Origin of the sequence: Streptomyces cinereospinus (assembly GCF_042430725.1) — a bacterium.
GTDB lineage: Bacteria > Actinomycetota > Actinomycetes > Streptomycetales > Streptomycetaceae > Streptomyces > Streptomyces cinereospinus.
Window position 1 is genome coordinate 46,881 of sequence record NZ_JBHMCY010000049.1, and the last position, 10,420, is coordinate 57,300.

General features: G+C 70.5%; 8 protein-coding genes. 1 reads left to right on the top strand and 7 read right to left on the bottom strand.

Annotated features, from left to right (window positions below; genetic code table 11):
• Positions 1–159: 159 nt before the first annotated feature.
• The 7 genes from ACFF45_RS23580 to ACFF45_RS23610 all read right to left on the bottom strand — a co-directional run bounded on the left by ACFF45_RS23580 (position 160) and on the right by ACFF45_RS23610 (position 9,414).
• A complete protein-coding gene (locus tag ACFF45_RS23580) occupies positions 160–1,365 on the bottom strand; it encodes an acyl-CoA dehydrogenase family protein (RefSeq protein WP_381348436.1) in 1,206 nt (401 codons plus the stop codon).
• A gap of 2 nt (positions 1,366–1,367) precedes the next feature.
• On the bottom strand, positions 1,368–1,880 hold the full coding sequence (locus ACFF45_RS23585) for a MaoC family dehydratase (RefSeq protein ID WP_381348437.1): 513 nt from the start codon (positions 1,878–1,880) through the stop codon (positions 1,368–1,370).
• 5 nt (positions 1,881–1,885) lie between these two features.
• Positions 1,886–2,848 carry an HpcH/HpaI aldolase/citrate lyase family protein gene (locus ACFF45_RS23590; RefSeq protein ID WP_381348438.1) on the bottom strand — a complete coding sequence of 321 codons (963 nt, stop codon included), beginning with the start codon at positions 2,846–2,848 and terminating at the stop codon, positions 1,886–1,888.
• Positions 2,845–4,872, bottom strand: a complete 2,028-nt coding sequence (locus tag ACFF45_RS23595) for an ethylmalonyl-CoA mutase (protein ID WP_381348439.1) — start codon at positions 4,870–4,872, stop codon at positions 2,845–2,847. Before ACFF45_RS23595 ends, ACFF45_RS23590 begins: the two co-directional genes overlap by 4 nt.
• Before the next feature lie 10 nt (positions 4,873–4,882).
• Entirely contained in the window at positions 4,883–6,226 is a 1,344-nt protein-coding gene (gene ccrA / locus ACFF45_RS23600; RefSeq protein WP_381348440.1) for a crotonyl-CoA carboxylase/reductase, read from the bottom strand.
• A 412-nt stretch (positions 6,227–6,638) separates the two neighbouring features.
• Positions 6,639–7,466, bottom strand: a complete 828-nt coding sequence (locus tag ACFF45_RS23605) for a TetR family transcriptional regulator (RefSeq protein WP_381348441.1) — start codon at positions 7,464–7,466, stop codon at positions 6,639–6,641.
• 142 nt (positions 7,467–7,608) lie between these two features.
• Complete coding sequence (locus ACFF45_RS23610; protein WP_381348442.1) at positions 7,609–9,414, bottom strand: 3-hydroxyacyl-CoA dehydrogenase family protein; 1,806 nt, start codon at positions 9,412–9,414, stop codon at positions 7,609–7,611.
• A 369-nt stretch (positions 9,415–9,783) separates the two neighbouring features.
• Between ACFF45_RS23610 and ACFF45_RS23615 the strand changes: the two genes are divergently transcribed.
• A complete protein-coding gene (locus tag ACFF45_RS23615; protein WP_381348443.1) occupies positions 9,784–10,365 on the top strand; it encodes an adenylosuccinate lyase in 582 nt (193 codons plus the stop codon).
• The last annotated feature ends 55 nt before the right edge of the window (positions 10,366–10,420 follow it).

A 10,420-nucleotide genomic window follows, 5' to 3' on the forward strand; every position in this document is an offset into this window, starting at 1 on the left:
AGCGGGTGATGCCGCGCTTCTGACGGGGGACGGCGGCTTTCCGGCGATCGTAGCGGCTAACCGCCACAACTGGGTAAGCCAGGAAGCCGAGTCGGCAACCGAGGAGTGCCTACGGGGTGTGATCTTCTTCTCGAAGAAAACACCCCGCTTCCGGGCATTTCAGCCCTGGAATCGATACTCTTCGAGCAGCCTCCGCCCAATGATCATTTTTTGGATCTCGGCGGTACCCTCACCGATCAGCAGCATGGGGGCCTCGCGGTAGAGACGCTCGATCTCGTACTCCTTGGAGAAGCCGTAGCCGCCGTGGATCCGGAAGGCATCCTCCACGACCTCCTTGCAGTACTCGGAGGCGAGGTACTTCGCCATCCCGGCCTCGAGGTCGTTACGCTCCCCGGAGTCCTTTTTGCGTGCCGCGTTGACCATCATGGCATGCGCGGCCTCCACCTTGGTAGCCATCTCGGCCAGTTTGAACTGGATCGCCTGGTGCTGCGCGATCGGCTTGCCGAAGGTGTGGCGCTGCTGGGCGTACTGGACGCCGAGCTCGAACGCACGCTGAGCGACGCCGCAGCCACGCGCCGCGACGTTGACGCGGCCGACCTCCACGCCGTCCATCATCTGGTAGAAGCCGCGGCCGGTCACCCCGCCGAGCACGCGATCCGCGGGAATCCGCAGGCCGTCCATGATGAGCTCGGTGGTGTCGACGCCCTTGTAGCCCATCTTGTCGATCTTGCCGGGAATGGTCAGACCGGGCCGGACCTCACCGAAGCCGGGCTCCTTCTCGACCAGGAAGGTGGTCATCGACTTGTGCGGCGCGGTGCCCTCGGGGTGACCTTCGTCACTTCGCACCAGAACGGCGACGAGGGACGACGTCCCCCCGTTGGTCAGCCACATCTTCTGGCCGTTCAGGATGAATTCATCCCCGTCCCGGACGGCCTTGGACGTGATGGCCGACACGTCCGAGCCGAGGCCCGGCTCCGACATCGAGAAGGCGCCCCGGATCTCGCCGGCCGCCATCCTCGGCAGGAAGTGCTCCTTCTGCTCCCGCGTGCCGTGCTGCTTGAGCATGTACGCCACGATGAAGTGCGTGTTGATGATGCCGGACACCGACATCCAGCCGCGGGCGATCTCCTCGACGCACAGGGCGTACGTCAGCAGCGACTCGCCCAGACCCCCGTACTCCTCGGGGATCATCAGGCCGAACAGGCCCAACTCCGTGAGGCCGTCGACGATCGCCTGCGGGTACTCGTCGCGGTGCTCCAGCTCGGTGGCGACCGGAATGATCTCCTTGTCCACGAAGTCCCGGACGGTGGACAGGATCTCCTGCTGGATGTCGGTCAGACCGGCGGTCTGGGCGAGTCGCGCCATCGCTACTTCCCCTGTTCCTTCAGCTCGGGGCGGCCCGGCTGCTCGCCGCCGCGCTCCTTGACGTACGTCCCGGTGGGGACCATCACCTTGCGGCGGAACACGCAGACCAGCGTGCCGTCCTGCTTGTAGCCCCTGGTCTCGACGTGCACGATGCCGCGGTCGTTCTTCGACTTCGACGGCCACTTGTCGAGCACGGTCGTCTCGCCGTAGACCGTGTCGCCGTGGAAGGTCGGCGCCACGTGCTTGAGCGACTCGATCTCCAGGTTGGCGATCGCCTTGCCGGAGACGTCCGGGACGGACATGCCGAGCAGCAGCGAGTAGATGTAGTTGCCCACGACGACGTTCTTGCCGAAGTCGGTCGTCTTCTCCGCATAGTTCGTGTCCATGTGGAGCGGGTGGTGGTTCATGGTGAGGAGGCAGAACAGGTGGTCGTCGTACTCGGTGACCGTCTTGCCCGGCCAGTGCTTGTACACCGCGCCGACCTCGAACTCCTCGTAGGTGCGTCCGAACTGCATCGTGCTCAGGCCTCCGGGATCTCGAACTTCGACGTGCGCCGCATGCCGGCGGCGCGGCCCTTGCCGGAGATGACCAGCGCCATCTTGCGGCTGGCCTCGTCGATCATCTCGTCGCCGAGCATCGCGGAGCCCTTCTTGCCGCCCGCCTCGGACGTGTAGTAGTCGTACGCGTCCAGGATCAGCTCGGCGTGGTCGTAGTCCTCCTGGGAGGGCGAGAACACCTCGTTGGCCGCCTCGACCTGACCCGGGTGCAGCACCCACTTGCCGTCGAAGCCGAGCGCGGCGGCGCGGCCGGCCACCTCGCGGAAGCCGTCGACGTTCTTGATCTGGAGGTAGGGGCCGTCGATCGCCTGGAGGTCGTTGGCGCGGGCGGCCATCAGGATCTTCATCAGGATGTAGTGGTAGGCGTCCGCCGGGTAGCCGGGCGGCTGCTCGCCCACGACCAGCGACTTCATGTTGATCGACGCCATGAAGTCGGCCGGGCCGAAGATGATCGTCTCGATCCGCGGGGAGGCCTGGGCGATCTCGTTGACGTTGTTCAGGCCCTGCGCGTTCTCGATCTGCGCCTCGATGCCGATCCGGCCGACCTCGAAGCCCATCGTCTTCTCGATCTGCGTCAGCAGCAGGTCCAGCGCGACGACCTGCTGGGCGGTCTGGACCTTCGGCAGCATGATGCAGTCCAGGTTCGGACCCGCGCCCTCGACCACCGTCACGACGTCGCGGTACGTCCACTGCGTCGTCCAGTCGTTGACGCGCACGACCCGCGTCTTGCCCGTCCAGTCGCCCTCGTTGAGGAACGTGACGATGGTGTGCCGCGCCTCCGGCTTGGCCAGCGGGGCGCAGGCGTCCTCCAGGTCGAGGAAGACCTGGTCGGCGGGGAGGCCCTGGGCCTTCTCCAGGAACCGCGGGTTGGAGCCCGGTACGGCCAGGCAGGAACGCCGGGGGCGAAGGCGGTTGACGGTCGTCATGCGGGGACCTCCAGGGGGTCGAGCTTGTTCGCTGTGCGGATCTCGTCGACGATCCGGCCGATGATCCCGGTGATGTCGAAATTCTTCGGGGTGAAGACCGCGGCGACTCCCGCGGCCCGCAGCTGTTCGGCGTCACCATGCGGGATGATGCCACCGGCGATCACCGGAATGTCTGTGGCACCGGCCACACGGAGCCGCTCCAGCACGTCCGGCACCAGCTGGGCGTGCGAGCCGGAGAGGATCGACAGGCCAACGGCGTGCACGTCCTCGGCGAGGGCGGCGTTTACGATCTGGTCGGGCGTCAGCCGGATGCCCTGGTAGACCACCTCGAAGCCGGCGTCGCGGGCGCGGACGGCGATCTGCTCCGCGCCGTTGGAGTGCCCGTCCAGCCCCGGCTTGCCGACCAGGAAGCGCAGCTTGCCGACGCCGAGGTCGCGCGCCGTCCGTTCCACCTTCCGGCGGACCTCGGACATGGCGCTGCCCTCCTCGGCGGAGACCGCCACCGGCGCCGAGGACACGCCCGTCGGCGCCCGGAACTCGCCGAACACCTCGCGCAGCGCGCCGGCCCACTCCCCGGTCGTCACTCCGGCGCGGGCGCACTCCAGGGTGGCCTCCATCAGGTTGCCGGTGCCCTTGGCGGCCTCCTTCAGCCGCTCCAGCGCCTTGCACGGTCGGGGGTGGTTGAACGGCGGCTGGTAGCGGGTGTCGCGCCAGTCGCGCAGCGCGTCGACGACACGGGCCTCGACCGCCGGGTCGACGGTCTGGATCGCGGTGTCCAGGTCGGCGGTGAGCGGGTTGGGCTCGGTGGTCTCGAAGACGTTGACGCCGACGATCTTCTCCTCGCCGGACTCGATCCGGGCCCGGCGCTCCGCGTGCGAGGCGACCAGCTGCGACTTGAGGTAGCCCGACTCGACGGCGGCCATCGCGCCGCCCATCTGCTGGATGCGCTCCATCTCGGCGAGGGACTCCGCCACGAGCTCGCCGACCTTCGCCTCGATCACCGTCGAGCCCGCGAAGACGTCGTCGTACTCCAGCAGGTCGCTCTCGTGGGCGAGCACCTGCTGGATGCGCAGGGACCACTGCTGGTCCCAGGGGCGGGGCAGGCCCAGGGCCTCGTTCCAGGCGGGCAGCTGGACGGCCCGCGCGCGGGCGTCCTTGGAGAGGGTCACGGCCAGCATCTCCAGGACGATCCGCTGGACGTTGTTCTCCGGCTGCGCCTCCGTCAGGCCCAGGGAGTTGACCTGGACCCCGTAGCGGAAGCGGCGCTGCCTGGGGTTCTCGATGCCGTACCGCTCGCGCGTGACCTGGTCCCAGATCCGCCCGAACGCCCGCATCTTGCACATCTCCTCGATGAAGCGGACACCCGCGTTCACGAAGAAGGAGATACGGGCCACGACATCCCCGAACTTCTCCTCGGGGACCTGCCCCGAGTCGCGCACGGCGTCGAGGACCGCGATCGCGGTGGACATCGCGTACGCGATCTCCTGCACCGGCGTGGCGCCCGCCTCCTGCAGGTGGTAGCTGCAGATGTTGATCGGGTTCCACTTCGGGAGGTGGGAGACCGTGTACGCGATCATGTCCGTGGTCAGCCGGAGTGAGGGCCCCGGCGGGAACACGTGCGTCCCCCGCGACAGGTACTCCTTGACGATGTCGTTCTGGGTCGTGCCCTGGAGCCGGCTGATGTCCGCGCCCTGCTCCTCCGCGACGACCTGGTAGAGCGCCAGCAGCCACATGGCCGTGGCGTTGATGGTCATCGAGGTGTTCATCTGCTCCAGGGGGATGTCCCGGAACAGCCGGCGCATGTCACCGAGGTGCCCGATCGGCACGCCGACCCGGCCGACCTCGCCGCGGGCGAGGACGTGGTCGGAGTCGTACCCGGTCTGCGTCGGCAGGTCGAACGCCACGGACAGACCCGTCTGGCCCTTGGCGAGGTTGCGCCGGTAGAGCTCGTTGGACGCCTCGGCCGTGGAGTGACCGGCGTACGTGCGCATGAGCCACGGCCGGTCCTTCTGACGCTCAGTCATGCGTCGTCCCTCAGACGTTCCGGAAGCGGTTGATGGCGTCCAGGTGCCGGGCGCGCATCTCCTCGTCGCGCACGCCCAGGCCCTCCTCGGGGGCGAGGCAGAGCACGCCGACCTTGCCCTGGTGGGCGTTGCGGTGCACGTCGTGGGCGGCCTGGCCGGTCTCCTCCAGCGGGTAGACCTTGGAGAGCGTCGGGTGGATCTTGCCCTTGGCGATGAGGCGGTTGGCCTCCCAGGCCTCGCGGTAGTTGGCGAAGTGGGAGCCGATGATGCGCTTCAGCGACATCCACAGGTAGCGGTTGTCGTACTCGTGCAGGTAGCCCGAGGTCGAGGCGCAGGTGGTGATGGTGCCGCCCTTGCGGGTGACGTAGACGCTGGCGCCGAAGGTCTCGCGGCCGGGGTGCTCGAAGACGATGTCGATGTCCTCGCCGCCGGTCAGTTCGCGGATGCGCTTGCCGAACCGCTTCCACTCCTTGGGGTCCTGGGTCTGCTCGTCCTTCCAGAACGTGTAGCCCTCGGCGTTGCGGTCGATGATCGCCTCGGCGCCCATGGCCCGGCAGATGCCGGCCTTCTGCTCGCTGGAGACGACGCAGACCGGGGTGGCGCCGCCGGCCAGCGCGAACTGGGTGGCGTAGGAGCCGAGGCCGCCGGAGGCGCCCCAGATGAGCACGTTGTCGCCCTGCTTCATGCCGGCGCCGTTGCGGGAGACCAGCTGCCGGTAGGCGGTGGAGTTGACCAGGCCCGGGGCGGCGGCCTCCTCCCACGACAGGTGGGCGGGCTTGGGCATCAGCTGGTTGGACTTCACCAGCGCGATCTCGGCCAGGCCGCCGAAGTTGGTCTCGAAGCCCCAGATGCGCTGCTCGGGGTCGAGCATGGTGTCGTTGTGGCCGTCGCTGGACTCCAGCTCGACGGAGAGGCAGTGCGCGACGACCTCGTCGCCGGGCTTCCAGGAATTGACGCCCGGGCCGGTGCGCAGGACGACGCCGGCCAGGTCGGAGCCGATGATGTGGTACGGCAGGTCGTGCCGCTTGGCCAGCTCGCTGGTGCGGCCGTAGCGCTCCAGGAAGCCGAAGGTGGACAGCGGCTCGAAGATCGAGGTCCACACCGAGTTGTAGTTCACCGAGGAGGCCATGACGGCCACCAGGGCCTCGCCGGGGCCCAGTTCGGGCACCGGCACCTCGTCCAGGTGGATCGACTTGCGGGGGTCCTTGTCGCGGGTGGTCAGACCCGCGAACATCTCCGTCTCGTCCTTGTGCACGGTGATCGCGCGGTACGACTCGGGGAGCGGCAGGGCGGCGAAGTCGGCCGGCGTGGAGTCGGGCGACTGGATCGCGTCCAGGATGTCCTTCACGGTCACGGTGTTGCCTCCGGCGGTGAGCGCCCCTTGCGGAAGGGCGCTGAGGGTTACGTCGGTGCTGCTGAGGGATGGGGGTCGCCGTCGGTTCGGCGGGTGGTGCGCGGTTTCGGCAGCGCTTTGTGGCGCGGGAGGGTGCCTGTGACGCAGGCGTCCGGGCGCGCGGGCCGTGGGCCCCGGGGACAGCCGGCGTGCTGTAGGTCGCTGCACGCCGGCCGCCCGGACCTCTTCAACGTATGGCACGCCGTGTCAGTCGGCAAGGCACTGGGTGCCAGAAATTGCTCTCAGATGAAATCTTTACGTAACAAATGAGCGATGATCGATCGAATGCCCGCCCAGAACGCGCCAAAATGGGGCCCCGACATGCCAAAACGGCCACCCGGGCGGGTGGCCGTCCAAGGGGTGCGGCAGATGCTCAGCGCTCCTTGAGCGCCTCCTCGATGGTGCGCATGACCTCGTCCAGCGGGGCGTCCGTGCGGGCCACCGTCACCAGTACCTCGCCCTGCGCGGAGACCGCCGCCGGAGCCGGCCGGGGGGCCGCGGCCCGCCCGACCCCGATGCCCGCCCCGAACGTCCTGCGCACGATCGCGAAGGCGTGGTCGAGCTGCGCCTCCACGTCGCCCTGGCCGCCCGCGCGCAGCCAGCGCCGCAGCACGTGGTTGTGGGCGGTGACGACGGCGGACGCGGCGACCTCGGCCAGCAGCGGGTCGTCGTTGGCGTCGTCGTCGTGCGCGTGCTCGTCGAAGTGGCCGAGCAGATAGCGGGTGAAGAGCCGCTCGTAGCGGGCCACCGAGGCGATCTCGGCCTCGCGCAGGGTGGGCACCTCGCGCGTGAGCTTGTAGCGGGCGACCGAGATCTCCGGCCGGGCCGCGTACATCCGCATGACCTCCTTGATCCCGCGGCACACCGTGTCGAGCGGATGCTCGTGCGCGGGCGCCGCGTTGAGCACCGCCTCGGCCCGGATCAGGGTGTCGTCGTGGTCGGGGAAGATCGCCTCTTCCTTGGAGCGGAAGTGGCGGAAGAAGGTGCGGCGGGCGACCCCGGCCTGGGCCGCGATCTCGTCGACGGTGGTCGCCTCGTAGCCCTTGGTAGCGAACAGCTCCATGGCCGCGGCCGCCAGTTCCCGGCGCATTCTGAGCCGTTGGGCGGCGGCGCGACTGCCCGCGGCACTTTCCGGCGCGTCGGGCGAGGCTGATGTACGTGAGGACTTGGCGGGCTGGGGCATGCCCCGAACGTACTGCATGCGCGCAGCTCGATGCGCAGGTCCGGGGTTTCCCCCGCCCCGGACGGGCGGGGGAGTGCGGGGCGGGGCGGCGGGGGGACGGCCGCCCGGCCCCAGCAGCCCGCCCCACTCCGCCCCCGCCCCGAACCAGTCGCCCGGCGGGTCAGCGGCGGGCATGTTCGCGGAAGCCACGGCCCGTCTTGCGGCCGAGGCAGCCCGCGGCCACCAGGTGCTCCAGCAGGGGCGCCGGGGCCAGACCCGGATCGCGGAACTCGCGGTGCAGCACCTTCTCGATGGCCAGCGACACGTCCAGGCCCACCACGTCCAGCAGCTCGAAGGGGCCCATGGGGTAGCCGCCGCCCAGCTTCATCGCCGCGTCGATGTCGTCCAGGGACGCGTAGTGGTCCTGCACCATCTTGATCGCGTTGTTCAAGTACGGGAAGAGCAGCGCGTTCACGATGAACCCGGCCCGGTCGCCGCAGTCGACGGGGTGCTTGCGGATCCGGCCGCAGACCTCGCGCACGGTGGAGTGGACGTCGTCGGCGGTCAGCACCGTGCGCACGACCTCGACCAGCTTCATCGCCGGCGCCGGGTTGAAGAAGTGCATGCCGATCACGTCCTGCGGACGCGAGGTGGCGCGGGCGCAGGCGACGACCGGCAGCGACGAGGTGGTCGTGGCCAGGACCGCGCCGGGCTTGCACACCTTGTCCAGCGCCGCGAACAGCTGCCGCTTGACCTCCAGGTCCTCGGCGACCGCCTCGACCGCCAGGTCGACGTCGGCGAAGGCGTCGTAGGGGCCCGCCGGGGTGATCCGCTCCAGCGTCTGCGCCGCCGCCTCGGCGGTCAGCCTGCCCTTGGCGACGGAGCGCGACAGCGACGTGCCGATGCGGGCCCTGGCCGCCCGTGCCTTCTCCTCGCTGCGGGCGGCCAGGACCACCTCGTACCCGGCCTTGGCGAACACCTCGGCGATGCCGGAGGCCATGGTGCCGGAGCCCGCGACGCCGACCGAGCGGACGGGGCGGCCCGGCGTGAACTGCCCGTCCTCCCGCGGGGTCAGCGCGTCCCGCACGACGGTGGCGCTGCCCGGCGCCTCGTAGGTGTAGAAGCCGCGGCCCGCCTTGCGTCCGGCCAGGCCCGCCTCGCTGAGCTGCCGCAGGATCGGTGCCGGGGCGTGCAGCCGGTCGCGGGAGGCGGCGTACATCGCCTCCAGGACGGTGCGCGCGGTGTCGATGCCGATCAGGTCCAGCAGGGCGAGCGGGCCCATGGGCAGGCCGCAGCCGAGCCGCATCGCGGCGTCGATGTCCTCACGGGAGGCGTACCGGGCCTCGTACATCGCGGCGGCCTGGTTCAGGTAGCCGAACAGCAGCCCGTCGGCGACGAAGCCGGGCCGGTCGCCGACCGCCACGGGCTCCTTGCCCAGCTCCGTCGCGAGGTCGGTGACCGCGGCGACCGCCTGCGGGGCGGTGAGCACCGAGGAGACCACCTCGACCAGCTTCATCGCCGGGGCCGGGTTGAAGAAGTGCAGGCCCAGCACCCGCTCCGGGCGGGCCGAGTCGGCGGCCAGGCGCGTGACCGACAGCGCGTTGGTGCCGGTCGCCAGGACGGTCTGCGGGCGCACGATGCCGTCCAGCTCGCGGAGGATCTGCTGCTTGATCTCGTACGACTCCGGCGCCACCTCGATCACCAGGTCGGCGTCGGCCGCCGCCCGCAGGTCGGTGGCGGTGCGCACCCGGGCGAGGGCCCGCGCGCGCTCCTCCTCGGTCAGCCGGCCGCGCTCGACGGCGCGGGCGGTGGCGGACTTCAGGGCGGCGACGCAGCGCACCGCCTGGGCCTCGCTGATGTCGATGCCGACGACCTCGCGGCCGGCCCGGGCCAGGACCTCGGCGATGCCGGTGCCCATGGTGCCGAGGCCGACGACGGCAATGGTCCGGAACGGGGGCGGCGGGCTGTCGGACAGGGGAGTGGCCATCGCGGACTCCTGGAAATGAGGGTGACGACGGAAAACACGCCCGGACGCGCCGAGGGCGCACCCGATGCGTGCGGAGTGCGGGTGGGGACCGGGCTGCGAGCGCACACGCCCGGTGCCGTCGCGGCGGACGCGCAGACGTCCGGGAAACGGTGATGACCGACCGGCCCTGTCCCGTGGCCGAGTCGTACTGCGGTACCTGACGTACCGAACCGACTGCTCTCACGGCGGCTGCGTCACCAGGCCGTCATGAGGAGGGGTGCGAGCGGGTAACTCGCTCGTCTGAGCTTAACTCGCGGGTAACGAGCACGCCAGCCCCTGGACTTTGTGATGTACGTCCCTCGGGCCCGGAGCGTTCCGTACCCTCGCGTCATGGACGAGGAGTTGCGATCGCTCACGGAGCGCTTACGGCAGGAGTCGCAGGGCTCCGCGGAGTACGAGCGGCTGGCGGCGACCCGGGACCCCGACGAACTGGCCGCGGTGCTCGTCGCACCGGGACGGCCGCTGTGGGCCCGGGAGTTGGCCGCGTTCCGGCTGGGCCTGGCCGGCGACCGGCGGGCCTTCGAGGCCCTGGTGCTGCTCCTCAACCACCGCGATCCGCCGCGCTGCGCCTCCGCCGCCCACGCCCTCGCCCGGCTCGGCGACCCCCGCACCGCCCGCGCGGCCGCGGCCCTGGCCACCAACGAACTGCGCGTCGCCTACGCCCTGCACCCGGTGCGCCTGCTCGTCGCACTGCGGGCCCCGGAGTCCGTCCCCGCGCTGATCACCACGTTGCGGCGCAGGCTGCGCCCGCACGACCCGTACCGCCGGGTGGCGCTGGCGTGCGTGCAGGGGCTGGGCGCGCTGGGGGACGCCCGGGCCCGGCCCGTGCTGACCGAGGCCCTGGCCCATCCCGCGCTGGCCGAGGCGGCGGTGGCGGCGCTGGCCCGGATCCCCGCCCGGCGCCGCGGCTGAGCCGGCCCCCACCGGCCCCGCTGCCGGCCGCGGCCGCCCGGTGACACCCGTGCCG

Excerpts from the sequence above, each read along its gene's own strand:
- ACFF45_RS23595 (WP_381348439.1), bottom strand. The coding sequence starts at position 4,872 with ATGACTGAGCGTCAGAAGGACCGGCCGTGGCTCATGCGCACGTACGCC.
- ACFF45_RS23610 (WP_381348442.1), bottom strand. The coding sequence starts at position 9,414 with ATGGCCACTCCCCTGTCCGACAGCCCGCCGCCCCCGTTCCGGACCATT.
- ACFF45_RS23615 (WP_381348443.1), top strand. The coding sequence starts at position 9,784 with ATGGACGAGGAGTTGCGATCGCTCACGGAGCGCTTACGGCAGGAGTCG.
- ACFF45_RS23585 (WP_381348437.1), bottom strand. The coding sequence starts at position 1,880 with ATGCAGTTCGGACGCACCTACGAGGAGTTCGAGGTCGGCGCGGTGTAC.
- ACFF45_RS23580 (WP_381348436.1), bottom strand. The coding sequence starts at position 1,365 with ATGGCGCGACTCGCCCAGACCGCCGGTCTGACCGACATCCAGCAGGAG.
- ACFF45_RS23590 (WP_381348438.1), bottom strand. The coding sequence starts at position 2,848 with ATGACGACCGTCAACCGCCTTCGCCCCCGGCGTTCCTGCCTGGCCGTA.
- ACFF45_RS23605 (WP_381348441.1), bottom strand. The coding sequence starts at position 7,466 with ATGCAGTACGTTCGGGGCATGCCCCAGCCCGCCAAGTCCTCACGTACA.